17 protein-coding genes are annotated in these 17,401 nt (G+C 60.0%); 10 read left to right on the forward strand and 7 right to left on the reverse strand.

Going from position 1 to position 17,401, the window contains the following annotated elements; all coding sequences use genetic code 11:
- The first annotated feature begins 105 nt into the window (after positions 1-105).
- Together K3759_RS16265 and K3759_RS16270 are read left to right on the forward strand one after the other, a co-directional pair.
- Entirely contained in the window at positions 106-1,758 is a 1,653-nt protein-coding gene (locus K3759_RS16265) for an ATP-binding protein (protein ID WP_259983370.1), read from the forward strand.
- 12 nt (positions 1,759-1,770) lie between these two features.
- Positions 1,771-2,142, forward strand: coding sequence for a response regulator (locus tag K3759_RS16270; protein WP_007118281.1), 372 nt, complete (start codon positions 1,771-1,773; stop codon positions 2,140-2,142).
- A gap of 90 nt (positions 2,143-2,232) precedes the next feature.
- Here the strand turns inward: K3759_RS16270 and K3759_RS16275 are convergent, their stop codons facing one another.
- From K3759_RS16275 to K3759_RS16295, 5 genes are all read right to left on the reverse strand, one after another.
- Positions 2,233-2,592: an Hpt domain-containing protein gene (locus tag K3759_RS16275; protein WP_259983374.1), complete on the reverse strand. Its 360-nt coding sequence runs from the start codon at positions 2,590-2,592 to the stop codon at positions 2,233-2,235.
- Positions 2,589-3,560 carry a PleD family two-component system response regulator gene (locus K3759_RS16280; protein ID WP_259983376.1) on the reverse strand — a complete coding sequence of 324 codons (972 nt, stop codon included), beginning with the start codon at positions 3,558-3,560 and terminating at the stop codon, positions 2,589-2,591. The genes K3759_RS16275 and K3759_RS16280 overlap by 4 nt, the downstream gene beginning before the upstream one ends.
- 285 nt (positions 3,561-3,845) lie before the next feature.
- A complete protein-coding gene (locus K3759_RS16285; protein WP_259983378.1) occupies positions 3,846-5,216 on the reverse strand; it encodes an aspartate aminotransferase family protein in 1,371 nt (456 codons plus the stop codon).
- 47 nt (positions 5,217-5,263) lie between these two features.
- On the reverse strand, positions 5,264-6,748 hold the full coding sequence (locus K3759_RS16290) for an NAD-dependent succinate-semialdehyde dehydrogenase (protein ID WP_259983380.1): 1,485 nt from the start codon (positions 6,746-6,748) through the stop codon (positions 5,264-5,266).
- 128 nt (positions 6,749-6,876) lie between these two features.
- Entirely contained in the window at positions 6,877-7,410 is a 534-nt protein-coding gene (locus K3759_RS16295) for an Lrp/AsnC family transcriptional regulator (RefSeq protein WP_259983383.1), read from the reverse strand.
- A gap of 22 nt (positions 7,411-7,432) precedes the next feature.
- Between K3759_RS16295 and K3759_RS16300 the strand changes: the two genes are divergently transcribed.
- From K3759_RS16300 to doeB, 8 genes are all read left to right on the forward strand, one after another.
- On the forward strand, positions 7,433-8,809 hold the full coding sequence (locus K3759_RS16300; protein WP_259983385.1) for a PLP-dependent aminotransferase family protein: 1,377 nt from the start codon (positions 7,433-7,435) through the stop codon (positions 8,807-8,809).
- Between the two features lie 137 nt (positions 8,810-8,946).
- On the forward strand, positions 8,947-9,957 hold the full coding sequence (gene dctP / locus K3759_RS16305; protein WP_259983387.1) for a TRAP transporter substrate-binding protein DctP: 1,011 nt from the start codon (positions 8,947-8,949) through the stop codon (positions 9,955-9,957).
- 75 nt (positions 9,958-10,032) lie between these two features.
- On the forward strand, positions 10,033-10,671 hold the full coding sequence (locus K3759_RS16310) for a TRAP transporter small permease (RefSeq protein ID WP_259983389.1): 639 nt from the start codon (positions 10,033-10,035) through the stop codon (positions 10,669-10,671).
- A gap of 3 nt (positions 10,672-10,674) precedes the next feature.
- On the forward strand, positions 10,675-11,961 hold the full coding sequence (locus K3759_RS16315) for a TRAP transporter large permease (RefSeq protein ID WP_259983391.1): 1,287 nt from the start codon (positions 10,675-10,677) through the stop codon (positions 11,959-11,961).
- Positions 11,962-11,973: 12 nt separating this feature from the next.
- Positions 11,974-12,414, forward strand: coding sequence for a universal stress protein (locus K3759_RS16320; protein ID WP_259983393.1), 441 nt, complete (start codon positions 11,974-11,976; stop codon positions 12,412-12,414).
- A gap of 17 nt (positions 12,415-12,431) precedes the next feature.
- Positions 12,432-13,223: an aspartate/glutamate racemase family protein gene (locus K3759_RS16325; RefSeq protein ID WP_259983395.1), complete on the forward strand. Its 792-nt coding sequence runs from the start codon at positions 12,432-12,434 to the stop codon at positions 13,221-13,223.
- A gap of 60 nt (positions 13,224-13,283) precedes the next feature.
- Complete coding sequence (gene doeA / locus K3759_RS16330) at positions 13,284-14,465, forward strand: ectoine hydrolase DoeA (RefSeq protein ID WP_259983397.1); 1,182 nt, start codon at positions 13,284-13,286, stop codon at positions 14,463-14,465.
- Entirely contained in the window at positions 14,462-15,451 is a 990-nt protein-coding gene (gene doeB / locus K3759_RS16335; protein WP_259983399.1) for a N(2)-acetyl-L-2,4-diaminobutanoate deacetylase DoeB, read from the forward strand. Before doeA ends, doeB begins: the two co-directional genes overlap by 4 nt.
- A 15-nt stretch (positions 15,452-15,466) precedes the next feature.
- Here doeB and K3759_RS16340 read toward each other — a convergent pair whose 3' ends face one another.
- Positions 15,467-16,426: an ABC transporter ATP-binding protein gene (locus tag K3759_RS16340; protein ID WP_120352070.1), complete on the reverse strand. Its 960-nt coding sequence runs from the start codon at positions 16,424-16,426 to the stop codon at positions 15,467-15,469.
- The gene (locus K3759_RS16345; protein ID WP_259983403.1) at positions 16,423-17,400 is read right to left on the reverse strand and encodes an ABC transporter ATP-binding protein; all 978 of its coding nucleotides are present in this window, start codon (positions 17,398-17,400) and stop codon (positions 16,423-16,425) included. The genes K3759_RS16340 and K3759_RS16345 overlap by 4 nt, the downstream gene beginning before the upstream one ends.
- Between the last annotated feature and the right edge of the window lies 1 nt (position 17,401).

Here is a 17,401-nt window from a genome sequence, read left to right on the forward strand (position 1 = left end):
GACATGCCATATTATTGCCAACATGCTTTGGCAGTTTGATTAAATTACAATGCATAAGTCATGCTACGATTAGCTGCATGTCCGCTTCTGGGCGAGGATCTACGAGTGTCGTCAAAGTCATTTAACAAGCGTACCGCCGCCACATTTTTTCTGGGCACTGCCATTTCAGGCAGCTGGTACACCGCAACTTCCGCACTAATTACCGGCCAGACTGGGGAAATTATTCCCGTGGTCGGCGCTATCGTTCTGGCGGGGCTGACGCCTCTTGCCGTGAATGCATTGCGACCCGGAGACGATAGGGTCTCTGGCAAACACTATATGGCACAACGGCTTAAGGCTTTTGACAGCCATGCCATCGTCAACATTGTCGATCCCGAGGGTTTGCTGGAACAGGTAAACGACCGCTTTATCGAACTGACGGGCTATACCCGCGCGCAGCTGATCGGCCAACCTGTTTCGATGCTTTACCAAGAAGAGTTTCGCGAACTCGCTACAAAAATTCGCGCGACATTGATGCAAGGCAAGACATGGCAGGGCGAGACCCCGATGCGCTGCGCCGACGGGCGGGTGATCCAAACGCAATGCACAGTGATGCCGCTTTTCGACAAGAAAGGGGCTTGGGCCGGGTCGATCTCTGCCCGCACCGATGTGACCCACGCGAATGAGCTTTTGGCCGAGCGTGACACGTCTGAAACCCTCTACGAACTGCGCGATGACATCTGGATCGTCGATGCCGAGACGCATTGCTTTAGCTATATGAACCGCGTCGCAATGAGCCGCACCGGCTGGCACAGTGACTCCTACTCAAAGCGAACGCTTGAAGACCTTGCTAAGAAAAGCGGCAATCAAACCGTGCTGGATGCCTGTCGCTCCCTCGCCACCGCGGGCAAGACGATGACCCAGTTTGACACCGAACTGTTTGGCAATCACTTTCAGGTTACCATCAAACTGCTGCCCATCGGCGGTACGGCGGGGCGTTTTCTGATCATGCTGCACGACATCTCGGACATCATCAACGAAGAGCGGATGAAGTCCGAGTTTATCTCGATGGTCAGCCACGAACTGCGCTCGCCGCTCACGTCGATCAAGGGGTCTATGGGGCTGCTCTTGTCACGGGCGGCGGGTGAACTGCCCAGCAAGGCGCGCGCATTGTTGGAGATATCGCACCGCAATGCCGACCGCTTGGTGTTGATCATCAACGACATTCTCGATCTGGAAAAAATCGCAAACGGGCGGTTGGAGTTTAATCTCGAAGAAACTGATATCGCAGAGCTTCTTCGCGAAACCAGCGCGGCTAATTCCTCGCTTGAACAGCGGCATGGCGTGCGCATTCATGTTGAGAATAACGATAGCCCGATGCAGGTCACCACGGATCCAAACCGGGTCATTCAGGTGCTGACCAACCTCCTGTCCAACGCAGCCAAATTTTCAAAACCCGGAGAGCGGATCACCATTCGCGCTGAAGAGAATGAGGATGAACTGCGCATCTCTGTGACGGACCGCGGCCCGGGCATTCCCGCCTCCGAGGAGCATAAAGTCTTCCAGCGGTTTGCCGATCTGTCCAACTCCAACCGGGCGGATAAGGGCGGCACCGGGCTGGGTCTGAGCGTCTGCAAAGCAATCGTTGAAAATCTTGGCGGTAAAATAGGTTTTGACAGCCGCGAGGGATTTGGTACGACATTTTACTTTACCCTGCCGAAGAAAAATTCTCAGGTAGCGGCAGAGGAACCGGCTTCGTTGCTGCGCGAAGCCTCCTAGAGAGAGTATGGAATGATCAAACTGCTGCACGTCGAGGATGACGCGGATATTCGGGAAATTGCGCTGATGGCGCTAGAGCTCAGCGGCGATTTCGACGTCGTTCAATGCGAGACCGGGGAAGCTGCGCTGAAGCAAGTTCAGTCCTACACGCCTGATGTAATCCTGCTCGACATGATGATGCCCGGCATGACGGGTCGTCAGACCCTTGAGAAGATGCGCGAAATGGATAGCCTGCGCGATGTTCCGGCGATCTTTATGACCGCCCGCGCCCAGCATAACGAAATTGAAGAGCTGCGCGATCTGGGGGCCGCTGATGTGATCAGCAAGCCCTTTGACCCCATCGCTCTGGCTGATCAGGTCAAAGCCGCGATGCAGGCCGCCTGAGCCTGCGTCTCGTCAGCCTGCCTATGAGGGCGGCTAGTCGGGATACTGAATGAATGAGGACGTGCCCGCCAAGGCACTTTCGCCACGCCATTAGGCGTGGGCGTCGATTTCCTGACGGCAGTGGGCGACGAACCCATCCAGTTCCGAGATGATCTCGATCGGGCAATCCGCTCGGTTGGCGCTTGGCCCGGCCAAATGGTCGACGATCTGCGTCTCACATTTCCGCGCCAAACGGCCAAGCTCTTCAAACCCCAGCGACCCTGCACTGCCTGCGATCTGGTGCAGGATGGCCTGCGCGCTTGCCAAATTGCCCTTGATCTCTTCCACGGTCGTCCCGTCCCACGCGGCCAGTCCATGGCTTGCGATCAACGTCTGACGCTCGGTCAGCATTTCGACAAAGCGCTTGCGGATGCGCTCTATGCCGGGAAGTTCAGCTAACATTTTAGTCATGCCTGTTGATCATTCTGCCAAAAGTCATTGAGCGATTTCGTATGCGCTGCACTGGCTGCCTCTGCACTTGCATGGGCTTGCGCCAGCGCGTCCATGACGGAGTTGCCGCTCTTCCAGATCAGCCGAACGCCTTCGCCCGCGCTGACACGCGGGTGAACGCGCTCGCCATTATTGTCGAACAATTCCGTTTGAGACAACTCAAAGTTAACCGCATCCATCAGCCCGCGCATATCCGGACGCCAGCCGCTTTCCGTGATGCAAACGAACGTGCCATTGCCCGCGTAGGACATCAGAACTTGATGATCCACCAGCGTATCAGACAGTATCTCAGCCACGTCGGACACAAGGCTGTAGAACTCGAAAGAGGTCATTGTCGCGTGGAAGGCGTCAACTTCGCGAATGGTAAAGGCAAAGGCCGTGGAGCCGAAAAGCGCGCTGCGCGAAAGCTGCGCCACATAGTTCTCCATCGCCGTATAGTCGATCACATTGTCGACGTCATAAATCGGGATCGGCTCAAACAGCTCCATATGGGTCGCTTGATCGGCGATTGTCTTGGCGGCAAAGATTTTCTTTGTCCGCTGCTGACGCTCTTTCACCATGCCTTCGACCAGCCCGATGCGTGACTTTAGCTCTGCGATCTCGAAAGGTTTGGTCACATAGTCGGTTGCCCCGGCCGCAAAGGCCGCGTCGATGTAGCGTTTGTCGGACATCGCGGTCAGCATCAGGATCGGCGTATCAGCGTGGCGCGAGGAATTGCGAATGCGCTGCGCCAGTTCGATCCCATCCATCCCTGGCATCTGGATATCAAGCATGAAGCAATCCACTGGCCCAAGGCTCGGATCACCCAACATATCAAGCGCATGCAGAGCCGATGAGGCGGTCGTCAGTTCATGCGCGCCGATGATCTCAACAAATTGCCCGAGCAATTCGAGGATAATCGGATCGTCATCCACCGCCAGAATTCTCATTGCATTTCTCCACAGATCAAAATCTTTGGGCCCCAAACTGTTCAGGCCGCTGCTTTCCCCTAATTTCCCTGTGAACTGTGGCCTAATTTGGGCGAATTTTTAGTAAATAGGCGACAAACCGGGGCACTGTTTCCATTCCTGAGCATTTTATCCGCATGAACGCCCGTCATTACCGAATTTTAAGTTTTCATCGGTCGTCTTGCCGTTCGCCGCACGGGAATGATTCCCTAACGCAAACGGCCCGACGTTTCCGCCGGGCCGTCCTTTAAACCATTCTTTCAGGCCTCAGCCCAAGGTCGCCTTGATCGCGTCGGCGGTGGCACCCACGACCGTATCCGCTTCTTCTCGGGTCAGGCAGAAGGGCGGCGCAAAGCCGATGATGTCGCCTTGGGGCATGGCGCGGGCGATGACGCCTGCTTTGACCATATCGCCAACGATGGTTGGGACCACTTTACGCGATGGATCAAACTGCGTGCGGCCTTCACGGTCCTCAACCAGTTCTACGGCGCAGAGCATCCCTTCGCCGCGAATGTCGCCCACCTTGGGGTGGTCGCCCAATGCGGCCTTCATCTGCGCATTCAGATAGCCGCCCACGTCCGAGGCATTCTCGATCAGCTTCAGATCGTCGATCAGCTTGAGGTTCGCGATCCCCGCAGCCGCGCCGATGGGGTGGGCCGAATAGGTCCAGCCGTGGCCGATGGGACCGTTTTCATCGGTTCCCTGCTCCAGCACCTTCCACATCTTGTCACCCACAATGGAGCCCGACAGCGGCGCATAGGCCGAGGTCAAACCCTTGGCGATGGTGATCAGATCAGGTTTCATACCGTAGTGATCCGAGCCGAACATCGAGCCCAGACGGCCAAAGCCGGTAACGACCTCATCCGCGACCAGCAGAATGTCGTGCTTGTTCAGCACCTCCTGCACGGCGGCCCAATAGCCTTCGGGCGGCGGCACGATGCCCCCGGTGCCCAGAACCGGCTCCCCGATGAAAGCGGCGATGGTGTCGGCACCTTCGCGTTCGATCAGCGCCTCAAGCTCACCTACCAGATGCGCGGTGAACTCCGCTTCGCTCATGTTCGCGTCGGGGCGGCGGTAGTAATAGGGCGCGTCGGTGTGGACCACCTGTGCCAGCGGCAGGTCGAACTTCTTGTGGAACAGCTCCAGCCCAGTCAGCGAGCCCGTCACCAGACCAGACCCATGATAGCCACGCCAGCGCGAGATGATCTTTTTCTTCTCGGGGCGGCCAAGGATGTTGTTGTAGTACCAAATCAGCTTGACGTTGGTCTCATTCGCGTCCGACCCGCCAAGGCCGAAATAGACCTTGCTCATGCCCGCAGGCGCACGGTCGAGGATCATCTTGGACAGGGTGATGCTCGCCTCGGTGCCATGGCCGACATAGGAGTGGTAATAGGCCAGCTCATGCGCCTGTTCGGAAATCGCCTCGGCGATCTCGGTCCGGCCATAGCCGACGTTGACGCAGTAGAGGCCCGCAAAGGCGTCAAGCAACTGGTTGCCATCGCGGTCGGTGATATGGCTGCCCTTGGCGGTCTTGATCACACGGGTCGGGCTTTCGCCACGGGCGTGCTGCGCCAGATGGGTGGAGGGGTGAAAGAAATTCTCACGGTCCCATTGTTCGAGCATATCGTTCTTCAGCATTGGTCTTTCCTTTCTTCCGACGCGCCTTTGCGCCGTATCTTCAAATCTCAGGCCCAGTCACGGCAGACGTATTTGACTTCCGTAAAGGCTTCGAGCCCCAGCCGCGATCCCTCGCGCCCGATCCCCGATTGTTTCGTGCCGCCAAAGGGGATCGGCGCGCCGGTCACCTTGGTGCGGTTGACCGCCACCATGCCGAAACACAGCGCCCGGCTGGCACGGTAGATGCGGCGTGGGTCTTGGCTGTGGACATAGGCCACCAACCCATACTCCGTGTCATTGGCCCGTGTGATCGCCTCATCCTCGCTGTCGAAGGCCGCGATGGCGGCCACGGGGCCAAAGGTTTCCTCACGCATGATCAGCGCGTCGGCAGGCACATCCGCCAGCACCGTCGGTTCAAAGAACAGCGGCCCTGCTGCGTGCCGTTTGCCACCACAGAGCAGCCGCGCCCCACGGTCAAGCGCATCTTTGACGTGTTCCTCTTGTTTGGCGACCGCTTTCTCGTTCATCAGCGGGCCGATGTCGGGATCATCCGCGCCGATGCCCACGGTCAGCGCCTGCGTCGCTGCGGTGAATCGCTCGCAGAAGGTCGCATAGCTGTCTCGGGCAATGAAGAAGCGGTTGGCACCGAGGCAGTCCTGACCGGAGGTGGCGAACTTGGCCTTGATCGCCTCTTCGACCGCGCGGTCCATATCGGCATCATCGAACATGATGAAAGGCGCATGACCGCCGAGTTCCAGCACCAGACGTTTCACACTGTCGGATGCCTGACGATACAGCAGCTTGCCGATCTCGGTAGACCCGGTGAAGGAGATGGCCCGCACGCGGTTGTCCTCCATCCACGGCTGCACGATCTCCGGCGCTTTGCCGGTGACGACGTTGAACACGCCTTTCGGCAGCCCCGCCTGTTCGCCCAATTCGGCCAGAGCCAGCGCCGAGAATGGCGTCTCTGCCGAAGGATGTGCCACCACCGTACAGCCTGCCGCCAGCGCCGCGCCCGCCTTACGAGTCAGCATGGCGGAGGGGAAGTTCCACGGGGTGATCAGCGCGGCCACGCCCACCGGCTCGCGCCAGATTTCCACCTCGGCATCCGGCAGATGCGAGGTGACGCCTTCGATGTTCGGGCGGCGGGCCTCTTCGGAATAGAACTCAAAGAAGGACGCGGCATAGTCGATCTCGCCACGCGATTCTGAAATGGGTTTGCCCTGTTCGGCGGTCATGATCCGCGCCAGATCCTCGCGGTTTTCCAACATCAGATCGCGCCAGCGGCGCAGGATGGCACCACGCTCTTGCGGCAACAGCCCGGCCCAATGGGGGAAAGCGGCATGTGCAGCATCCACCGCGGCGCGGCTGTCGTCGGCGTTAAGCTTGGCAACCGACCCCAAGACCGCACCGCTTGCCGGGTCAGTCACCTTAAAGTCGTCGCTCTGCGCGCCAGCAACCCATGCGCCGCCGACATAGGCGAAATGGCGGGCCAACTCGCCCCGCGTCAGCGCGGGCAGACCATCGGCCGGGGTTGGGATCATCTTGGTCATCGGGCAACTCCTTGTGATGAATTGCCCCGAAGGTACGGTGCGACGCGGCGCGGGTTTGACCGAATATCAGCCGATCGGCAGGAGGATCTGCGGCGCGGCACCCTACGCGCTGGAAAAACTACGGCGGCTCAGCTTTCGCCCTCGGGCAGCAGCAGCGACAGAGGCAGCGGTGCCGATTTGACCGATTTGGTGACCACATAGGTGAAATAGCGCGTCAGCCCGGCCTGCTGATCCAGCAGCGCATCCATCAGACGCTGGTAACTGTCGATGTCGCGGGTGACGACCTGCAAAAGATAGTCAAAACCGCCGCCCAAAGCCCAGCACTGCACGATCTCATCATGCTGCGCGATCACGGCCTCGAACCGCTGAAACGCCTCGGCCCGGTGATTGCCCAGTTCGGCCTGCACAAAGACGGTGACATGCGGGGCGATGCGGCGCAGGGCGACATGGGCCTGATAGCCGGTAATGATGCCCGCAGACTCCAGCCGCGCCAGCCGTTCGCCGCAAGCGGTGGGACTAAGATGAACCTTGTCGGCAAGCGCAGATTTGGCGATGCGCCCCTCGCGAGAGAGGATCGATAGGACCGCGATATCGCGTTTATCCAGTTTGACAAAGCTCATGGCAGTTTCATGCGAGCGCAGGTCAGACTTGTCAATTGTCATGATTGTGGTGATCATCCCGATCATGACAAAATGGCGCCCAGACCCCGGATCCCTGACCCGACCTGCCTACCGATCACTCGTTCAGGCGATTGAAACGGCGATTCAAAATGGCGTGCTCAAACCCGGAGACCGGATGCCGACGCAGCGCCAACTGGCGTTCGATCTGTCGCTCAGCGTGCAAACGGTCAGCCGCGCCTATGACAAGCTGGTCGAGGCGGGCAAGATCGTCGGCGAAGTCGGGCGTGGCACTTTTGTGCGTGCGGCGAGCGATGATATCTCCATGCCCTTCGTCAGCCGCAAGGCCGCCGGGCGGTTGCTGGATATGTCGATCCTCAAACCTGTGCTGGATCACGCCCATGAAGAGGCAATGCAAAAGACGCTCCGCGCATTGGCACGCTCCTTGCCCCGCGCGATGATGGGCGGGTTTCGCCAAGACCTCCGCGCCGGAGACAGCAGCAGCGCGGTGCGGCGCTGGCTCTCGCTTTGCGGGTTGGATTTGGAGGGGATGGCGGTGATCCCGACCAACGGCAGCACCAGCGCGATGACCGTGGCGATGATGACGGCGGCCCAACCCGGTGATCTGATTGTGAGCGAAGACATCGGCCATCACACGCTGCGGCCCCTCGCCCGCTTTTTAGGCATCCGTGTGCAAGGGGTGAGCGTCGACGCAGGCGGCATCTGCCCCGAAGCGCTGGAGCGGGTCTGCGCGAAAGAGCCTGTCAAAGCCGTTTACCTGATCCCCAACGGGGCCAACCCGCTGGCCTTTACCATGACCGAAAGCCGCCGCGCCGCGGTGATCGAGGTGGCAAGACGCCATGACTTGCTAATCATCGAAAACCAATCATGGGGGCCGCTGCAAGACGCGCCGCCACCGCCGATTGCAGCCATGGCGCCGGAACGGGTACTCTATTTCACCAGCCTGACCAAATGTCTGATGCCGGGGCTGCGGGTCGGCTATCTGGTGGTGCCGGATCACCTTGGGGCATCGGCGGGCAACCGGCATATGGTGACCAATTGGATGGCCACTAATATGATGACCGAGATCGCGGGGCGCTGGATCGAAGAAGGCACTGCCCAGACTCTCCTCAACCGTCAGCAACTGGCCCTGCGCGACCGCGCCGATTTCGCCGCCAACGTCTTTCGCGGGCTCGACATGCGCACCAGCCCAAACGGGCTGCATCTTTGGCTGCCCTGCCACGACACCTACGAAGAGGCCGAACTGGTCAAATCCATCCGCGAAAGCGGCGTCGCCGTGGCCAATGGAGCCAGCTTTGCCATCGGCCCGCCGGACCGCCACCCCGGCCTGCGTATCGCTGTCGGGGGGCAATCCTTTCCTGAATTTGCCCGCGGGATTCGCATGATCGATGCAAGATTACGCAACAGGGGTAGGACGGAGTGACTGTGAGAGCGCCTCAAATTGTCATGGATCAATATTCACATTGACATGATTGGGATCGGTTTAAATGATCTAATAGTCAGGACATTAGTTTCGCTGCGGCCTTTGTGCTGCGCGGACAATAAATGAAAGGGAGTAACATGGCTATTTTCAAGACCGTAATCACCGGGGGTATCCTCGCAGCCGTGACGAGTGTTGCAGGCGCGGCCTCTGCCGACACATGGCGCTATGCATTCGAAGAAGCGCTTGACGAAGTGCAGGGCAAATACGCCCAGAAGTTCAAAGAAGAAGTTGAAGCGAACTCCGACCACGAAGTTCAGCTTTTCCCATACGGCACCTTGGGTGAATCCGTTGACACGATGGAGCAGGCGCAGGCCGGCATCCTTCAGTTCGTCGACCAGTCCCCCGGCTTCACCGGCGCGCTGATCCCCGAGGCGCAGGTGTTCTTCGTGCCTTACCTGCTGCCGCAGGACCCCGAGCAGCTCAACGAGTTCTTCCGCACTTCCAAGGCGATCAACGAGATGTTCCCCGAGCTCTATGCCGAGCAGGGTCTGGAGCTTCTCAAAATGTTCCCCGAAGGCGAAGTCTGCATGACCACGCAAGAGCCGGTCAAAACGCCCGAAGACCTCAACGAGGTGAAATTCCGCGTCATGACCAACCCGCTCTTGGTGGAAAGCTACAAAGCCTTTGGTGCCACGCCAACACCGCTGCCATGGGGCGAAGTCTATGGCGCGATGCAGACCGGCATCATCCAAGGTCAGGAAAACCCGGGCTTCTATCTGGAATCCACCAAGATGTATGAGGTGACCGAGGTCATCACCTGCATCGGCCACAACAACTTCACCACCGCTGTGATGGCCAACAAGGATTTCTATGACGGCCTGTCCGATGAGGACAAAGAGGTTGTGCAGAACGCCTCTGACGCGGCATTCGACTATATCCTCGAATACCAGTCCGGCCTGCAAGAAAAGTCGCTGGAAAACATCGCCAAGGCGAAGCCCGACATGCAGATCAACATCCTGTCCGAAGAAGAGCGCCAACCCTTCAAAGACAAGGCCGCATCCGTCGAAGAAGCCTTCATCGAAATGACAGGCGACAGCGGCAAAGAGATTCTTGAGCAATTCAAGGCCGACCTCGAAGCCGTCAAATAAACGCATCCCTTCACCCTCCGGCACTGCCGGGGGGTGAGCCTATTTTAGCGCGATCCATTTTGAACCATTCACGGGATGACGCCGGTGACGGAAGACAACCACAGTTCGCAACTGCAATCGCAGACAGATACCACCGGCACCGACGACGCCCCTGTGGGCCCCTATAAATCCACCCTACCCGGCCCTCTAGGCACGATCGACAATGCGATCAGCTGGCTTGAGTCCGCGATGCTTGCCGCTGGTGTCTTGTTGATGGCGACCAACACCATTGCCAATGTCGTGGGACGCTTCATCTTTCAAAGCTCGATCTTCTTCTCCGAAGAGCTGAACCGCGTCCTGATCATTCTCATCACTTTTGCGGGCATATCCTATGCCGCGCGGCACGGGCGGCATATCCGCATGTCGGCGATTTTCGACGCCCTGCCCCCGCGTCCCCGCAAAGTTCTGATGATCTTTATCGCCTTCGTCACCGCCGTCTTCATGTTCGGCCTTGCGTGGTACGCGCTGCAATACATCATGACCCAAGCAGGACGTGGCCGCTTGCTGCCCGCCTTGCAAGTGCCGGTCTGGTGGACATTGGTTTGGGTCCCCTTCGGCTTTTTCATGACCGGGCTACAGTATCTGCTGACGGCGATCAAAAACATCATTCAGCCGGACATCTACCTCTCGACCAATGTGCTTGAAGGCTATGACGATAACGAGCGGGAGGTCTAAGCAATGGCCATTACCATTTTCTCTGTCATGGTCGTCCTTCTGCTCTTGGGCTTTCCCATGATGATCCCGCTGATCGTCGGGGCATTCGTTGGTTTCTATTCCCTTTTCGGTGGCTTCGGCCAGCTCGAGACGATGGTGCAGCAGATGATGGCAGGTATCAGGCCAGCCTCATTAATCGCAGTGCCAATGTTCATCTTTGCCGCTGACATTATGACGCGCGGCCAGTCTGCCGGGCGGTTGATCGATATGGTGATGTCCTTCGTCGGCCATATGAAGGGCGGTCTTGCCGTTGCCACCGCAGCAGCTTGTACAATGTTCGGCGCGGTGTCGGGTTCTACTCAGGCGACGGTTGTTGCCGTGGGCTCTCCCCTCCGGCCCCGGATGCTCAAGGCGGGCTATAAAGACAGTTTCGTGTTGGCGCTCATCGTCAACTCGTCCGATATCGCCTTCCTGATCCCGCCCTCCATCGGGATGATCATCTATGGCGTCGTCTCTAACACCTCGATTGCAGAACTGTTTATCGCGGGCATCGGGCCGGGCCTGCTGATCCTCGCGCTGTTTTCGGTCTATTCGGTGATCTACGCCTACCGCCACAACGTCCCCACCGAAGAGAAAGCCACATGGGGCGAGCGTGCCCGCGCGGTACAACAAGCGCTTTGGCCGCTGGGCTTCCCGGCGATCATCATCGGCGGCATCTACGGCGGTGTCTTCTCTCCGACAGAGGCGGCGGCGGCTTGTGTGCTCTATGCCATCTTCCTTGAGATGATCGTCTTTCGTGAGATCGACTTTGCTGGCATCTATGAGACGGCGAAATCCACCGGGCTGATCACTGCCGTGGTCTTCATCCTTGTTGCGGCGGGCGCGGCCTTCTCTTGGGTGATCTCCTTCGCGCAGATCCCCCAAGCGGTGCTGACCGGCATCGGCATCGACAGCATGGGGCCGATTGGCGTGCTTTTCGTCATATCCATCGCCTTTTTCATCGGCTGTATGTTCGTGGACCCGATCGTGGTGATCCTCGTCTTCGTGCCGATTTTTGCGCCGGTGGTGGAATCGGTCGGCCTCGACCCGGTGCTGGTCGGTACGGTCATCACGCTTCAGGTTGCCATCGGCTCGGCCACGCCGCCCTTCGGCTGTGATATCTTCACCGCCATCGCGGTCTTTAAACGGCCCTATATGGAGGTGATCCGCGGCACCCCGCCCTTCATCATCATGCTGCTGAGCGTGTCTGTCGCGCTGATCTTCTTCCCACAAATCGCCCTGTTCCTGCGCGATCTGGCCTTTGCGAAATAAGAGGAGAGCGTCATGTTCACCCATATCCTCGCCCCTTATGACGGTTCGGTGAATGCCGACCGTGCGCTGATGAAAGCGGCTGAGCTGTCCAAGCTGACTGGGGCAAAGGTGACATTGCTAACCATTTATCGGCATCATTCGATGTTGGAGGCGTCGCTATCAATGGTGCGGGTGAATGATCCGGGTAACATCGACGACGCGATGCAAGCCCATGCGACCGAGATCATCAACCACGGCAAACAACTGCTAAAAGACGCGGGCGTTGAGAATGTGCGCGCCTTTGTCCGCTCGGGCCGGCCCGCGCGGGCGGTGACCGAATTTGCCAAAAAACACGAGGCCGATCTGATCGTCATCGGCTCGCGCGGGCTGGGGGCCACGGGCGATAGCTATTTGCTGGGCTCCGTGTCACACAAAGTCACGGGGCTGGCGAAATGCCCCGTGCTTGTCGTTTAGCGTAAAGGAATCTTCAGGTGACACCCCCTGTGCAAAGCGAGAGCCTTGAGTGCCGTTTGCGAGCGGACGATCCGGTGCGTCTGGGCGTCATCCTGCTCTCGACCGATATGACGTTCGAGCGCGACGCGGCGCGGTTGATCGACCCGGACCAAGCCGCACTTCACTCAGCCCGCATCGCCTTTGAAAACCCCACCACCCCCGACCGCCTGCGCGCCATGACCCCCGATCTGGCCCGCACCGCATCGCTGCTGGTGCCGGGCGTGAAGCTTTCGGCAGTGGCCTTTTGCTGCACCTCTGCCTCTGTTGCCATCGGCAATCCTGCGGTGCGTGAAGCCGTCGGCGAAGGGCTCCCCGGCGTGCCGGTCATCACCCCCGCCTCTGCCGCCATCGCGGGCTTTGCAGCACTCGGCGTGAAACGCGTGGCGATGCTGACCCCCTATCTGCCCGACACCGCCGCCCCCCTCGCCGCCTATTTTGAGGAACAGGGCCTCAAGGTCATGCGCAACGGGGCCTTTGGGCTCGAAGACGACCGTGACATGGCGCGGATCGACGACGACAGCATCATCAGCGCCGCAGCCGCATTGGACGGACCAGAGGTTGAGGCCTTCTTCCTCTCCTGCACGGCCCTGCGCGGCGTCGACGTGATCGACCGGATCGAAGCCGCTTTGGGCAAACCGGTCGTGACCTCCAACCAAGCGCTGTGCTGGGCTTTGCAACGGATGGGCGGGCTGACGGGCCGCCCCGATGGCTATGGCCGTTTGTTCGACTGCGACATGCCAGCCGCCCACGCACAAGGCATCATTCCGTGATCCCGGCCCCTCTGGCCGGATCGCAATATTCGGGTAACCAGACATGAAAGGGGCTGGCCAATGACCACGTATGAGGCGAATTTTACCAACAGCGAGTACCAGCGCCGGGTTGACCGAACGCGCAAGACTATGGCCGCGCGCAACATGGATGCGATTGTGGTCAGCGACCCGTCCAACATGTCGTGGCTCTCGGGCTACGACGGTTGGTCCTTCTACGTCTACCAAGCGGTGATCCTGACCCATGAGGGCGAGCCGGTTTGGTGGGGCCGCGGCATGGACGCGCTTGGGGCGCGGCGCACGGTATTCATGGAGGACGACTGCATCCGCGGCTATGACGACAGCTATGTCCAAAACCCCGAGAAACACCCGATGGAAGACCTCTCAGGCCTTTTGACAGAGATGGGTTTGGAAAAGGCGCGCATCGGCGTCGAGATGGACAACTACTATTACTCCGCCCGCGCCCATGACACGCTGAAGTCCAAGCTGCCCAAGGCGACCTTTATGGATGCCACCGCACTGGTGAACTGGGAACGCGCCGTGAAATCCGAGCGCGAGATCGAATATATGGAACGCGCCGCCCGCATCGTAGAGGAAATGCACGTCCGCATCCTCGAGGTCGCCGTGCCGGGCATGCGCAAGAACGATCTCGTGGCCGAAATCTACGCCACCGGCATCCGCGGCGCGCATGGCTTCTGGGGCGATTACCCGGCAATTGTGCCGATGGCCCCTTCGGGCATGGACGCCACCGCCCCCCACCTGACATGGGACGACCGGCCGATGCAGCCCAATGAGGCGACGTTTTTCGAGATCGCCGGCGCGCACCGCCGCTACCAATGCCCACAGTCGCGCACACTCTTTTTCGGGGATGTGCCGCAGAAATACCGAGACGCCGAACAGGCGGTGCTAGATGCCATCGACGCCGGGCTCGAACAGGCAAAACCCGGCAACAAAGCCGAGGATATCGCCAACGCTTTTAACAAAACGCTCAACAAGGCCGGGTTTGAGAAAGACAGCCGCTGCGGCTACGCCATTGGCATCAGCTACCCGCCCGACTGGGGCGAGCGCACAATCTCTTTCCGGCGGGGTGATACGACGATCCTTGAGCCGAACATGACCTTCCATTTCATGCCCGCGCTCTGGCTTGACGACGGCGGGCTTGAGATTACCGAGCCCATTCGCATTACCGAGACCGGCCATGAATGTTTCTGCACCACACCGCGAAAGTTGTTTGTTTCCGCATGACCAGCAATCCCATCACCCCGACCATCCCGCTCGACAAACCCGGCGCGCATCACGGTTTCCTGCGCCTGCCCTACAGCCGCGATGATAGCGCCTGGGGCTCTGTCATGGTGCCGATCACTGTCATCCATGGCGGCGACGGCCCCACGGCGCTGCTGACAGGCGGCAACCACGGCGATGAATACGAAGGCCCGATTGCGTTGCAGGAACTGGCGGCAACGCTGGATCCGGCGCAGGTCACGGGCCGCGTCATCATCCTGCCGATGATGAACCAACCCGCCTTTGCCGCTGGCCGCCGCTGTTCGCCCATCGATGGCGGCAATATGAACCGCAGCTTTCCGGGCAGCCCCGGCGGCACGGTGACCCAGAAGATCGCGCATTACATCGCGACCGAACTGGTGCCGCTGGCCGATATCGTGCTGGATTACCACTCCGGCGGGCGCACGCTGGATTTCCTGCCCTTCGCCGCCGCGCATATCCTGCCCGACAAGAAACAGGAGGCCGCCTGCATGGCCGCGATGGAGGCGTTCAACGCGCCCTATTCCATGAAGATGCTAGAGATCGACAACCGCGGCATGTTCGACACGGAAGTGGAGGAACAGGGCAAGGTCTTCGTCACCACCGAACTCGGCGGCGCGGGTACGTCGACGGCCAAGAGCGTCGCCGTGGCCCGCAAAGGCGCGCGCAATCTGTTGATCCATGCTGGAATTCTAGCTGGCGAGCCCGAGATGGCAGAGACCGTGATGCTCGACATGCCCGATGGGCGCTGCTTCACCTTCAGCGAGACCAACGCCCTGTTGGAGCCGCTGGTCGATCTGGGGGATGAAGTGACCGAGGGCCAACCCATCGCCAGGCTCTGGCCCAGCGACCGCAGCGGTCAGCCCGCAATCACCGCCCATGCGCAGCTGAGCGGCATCCTGACCGCCCGGCATGTGCCGGGGCTGGTCAAGATGGGCGATTGCATCGGTGTGGTGGCGCAGGTGGTCTGAACCACCTGCAACGCCTCATTCGTCGACGGGGAAGTAGCAGGCTGCCGGATGCGGTGCCCCCTCAAGCACGGGGCGCTCTTTCCGGCAGACGTCCTGCACCTTCCAGCAACGCGGCGCAAAGGGGCAGCCCTCGGGGATCGCCAGTGGGGAGGGCAGTTCGCCTTGCAGCTTGATGCGTTCCTTGCCGCCTTCGGGATCGGCGCGTGGCGTCGCGGAGAGCAGCGCCGCGGTGTAAGGGTGGCGCGGGTTCTCAAAGACTTCGTCCTTCGGCCCCTTTTCCACCGCTCGGCCCAGATACATGACGATCACATCATCCGCGACATGGCGCACCACGCTGAGGTCGTGGCTGATGAACAGATAGGCCAGCTGCATCTTTTCCTGAAGGTCCACCAACAGGTTCAGAATGGCCGACTGGATCGACAGGTCCAAAGCCGAGACCGGCTCGTCCAATACCAGCACCTTCGGGTCCAGCATCAACGCCCGCGCCACCGCGATCCGCTGGCGCTGACCGCCCGAGAACATATGCGGATAGCGATCGTAGTGTTCGGGCCGCAACCCGACCAGCCGTAGCATCTCACGCGCCTTCTCCTCGCGCTCCTTTTTCGACATGTCCTTGCGGTTAATCACCAGCGGTTCTTGCAGGATCGTGCCGATCTGCTGGCGCGGGTTCAGCGAGCCGTAGGGGTCTTGAAACACGATCTGCACATGCTGGCGCAGGTCGGCCCAATCTTCGGGGCGCACCTGCTTGCCGTCGAGCGTGAGCGAGCCTGCGGTCGGCTCTTCGATCATCGTGACCATGCGCGCCAGCGTGGATTTGCCACAGCCGCTTTCGCCCACCACGGCCAGCGTTTTGCCGGGGTGCAGTTGGAAATCGAGGCCCGCGACGGCCTTCAATGTCTGGGTCTTGCGCAGGAAGCCGCCACCAACCTGATAGTGACGCTCCAGCGCGTCGGCGGTCATTACGGGGGCAGTCATGACGCGACCCTTTCATCGGTATTGAGCGGATAGAAACAACGCGCCTTGCCGAGGTCTTCGCTCAGCGGTGGCGGGTTCTCGGCGCGGCATTTGTCGTTGGCGAACTTGCAGCGCGGCGAGAACAGGCAGCCCGCAGGCCGATCAAACTGACCGGGCACCACGCCGGGGATCGTCGGCAGGCGTTTCTCAGTCGCGCGTTCCGGCAGCGCGTCCAAAAGCGCCGAGGTATAGGGGTGATGCGGCTTGCGGAAGAGCGGCAGCACCTGCTGCTCTTCGATCTTTTGGCCAGCATATTGCACGCTCACACGCTCGGCGGTTTCGGCGACCACACCCATGTCGTGAGTAATCAGGACCAAGCCCATGCCGGTCTCCTCGCGCAGCGAGGTCAGCAGGTCGAGGATCTGCGCCTGAATGGTCACGTCGAGCGCGGTTGTCGGCTCGTCCGCGATCAGCAGCTTCGGTTTGCAGGCAATCGCCATGGCGATCATCACGCGCTGGTTCATCCCGCCCGACATCTGGTGCGGGAAGACCGACAGGCGCTTTTCCGGGTCCGGGATGCCGACCTGCTCAAAGAGCTCAATCGCCCGCTTGTGCCGCTCGGCCCGGTTCATGCCAAGGTGAAAGCGCAGAGATTCCTTGATCTGCCAGCCCACCGGAAAACAGGGATTGAGCGAGGACATCGGCTCTTGGAAGATCATGGCAAGGTCATTGCCCACGATCTTGCGCCGGTCCCGGTTGCTCATCTTGAGCAGGTCGTGGCCGTCAAAGGTCAGCTCATCGGCGGTGACAGTGGCGGTCCAAGGCAGCAGGCCCATCAGCGCCAACATCGACACCGATTTGCCCGAGCCACTTTCGCCGACAATGGCGAGAATTTCGCCCGTGTCGACATCTTGGTCAACCGAGTCCACGGCGCGGAACTTGCCCGAGGCGGTGGCAAAATCGACCGAGAGGTTGCGGATACGCAGAAGAGACATC

Origin of the sequence: Sulfitobacter sp. W027, from assembly GCF_025143985.1 — a bacterium.
GTDB lineage: Bacteria > Pseudomonadota > Alphaproteobacteria > Rhodobacterales > Rhodobacteraceae > Sulfitobacter.

What these genes read in the sequence shown, in the direction of transcription:
- K3759_RS16340 (WP_120352070.1), bottom strand. Translation starts at nt 16,426, where the DNA reads ATGACTGCCCCCGTAATGACCGCCGACGCGCTGGAGCGTCACTATCAG.
- K3759_RS16285 (WP_259983378.1), bottom strand. Translation starts at nt 5,216, where the DNA reads ATGCTGAAGAACGATATGCTCGAACAATGGGACCGTGAGAATTTCTTT.
- dctP (WP_259983387.1), top strand. Translation starts at nt 8,947, where the DNA reads ATGGCTATTTTCAAGACCGTAATCACCGGGGGTATCCTCGCAGCCGTG.
- K3759_RS16320 (WP_259983393.1), top strand. Translation starts at nt 11,974, where the DNA reads ATGTTCACCCATATCCTCGCCCCTTATGACGGTTCGGTGAATGCCGAC.
- K3759_RS16280 (WP_259983376.1), bottom strand. Translation starts at nt 3,560, where the DNA reads ATGAGAATTCTGGCGGTGGATGACGATCCGATTATCCTCGAATTGCTC.
- K3759_RS16270 (WP_007118281.1), top strand. Translation starts at nt 1,771, where the DNA reads ATGATCAAACTGCTGCACGTCGAGGATGACGCGGATATTCGGGAAATT.
- K3759_RS16290 (WP_259983380.1), bottom strand. Translation starts at nt 6,748, where the DNA reads ATGACCAAGATGATCCCAACCCCGGCCGATGGTCTGCCCGCGCTGACG.
- K3759_RS16315 (WP_259983391.1), top strand. Translation starts at nt 10,675, where the DNA reads ATGGCCATTACCATTTTCTCTGTCATGGTCGTCCTTCTGCTCTTGGGC.
- doeB (WP_259983399.1), top strand. Translation starts at nt 14,462, where the DNA reads ATGACCAGCAATCCCATCACCCCGACCATCCCGCTCGACAAACCCGGC.
- K3759_RS16300 (WP_259983385.1), top strand. Translation starts at nt 7,433, where the DNA reads ATGACAAAATGGCGCCCAGACCCCGGATCCCTGACCCGACCTGCCTAC.
- K3759_RS16310 (WP_259983389.1), top strand. Translation starts at nt 10,033, where the DNA reads ATGACGCCGGTGACGGAAGACAACCACAGTTCGCAACTGCAATCGCAG.
- K3759_RS16295 (WP_259983383.1), bottom strand. Translation starts at nt 7,410, where the DNA reads ATGACAATTGACAAGTCTGACCTGCGCTCGCATGAAACTGCCATGAGC.
- doeA (WP_259983397.1), top strand. Translation starts at nt 13,284, where the DNA reads ATGACCACGTATGAGGCGAATTTTACCAACAGCGAGTACCAGCGCCGG.
- K3759_RS16275 (WP_259983374.1), bottom strand. Translation starts at nt 2,592, where the DNA reads ATGACTAAAATGTTAGCTGAACTTCCCGGCATAGAGCGCATCCGCAAG.
- K3759_RS16345 (WP_259983403.1), bottom strand. Translation starts at nt 17,400, where the DNA reads ATGTCTCTTCTGCGTATCCGCAACCTCTCGGTCGATTTTGCCACCGCC.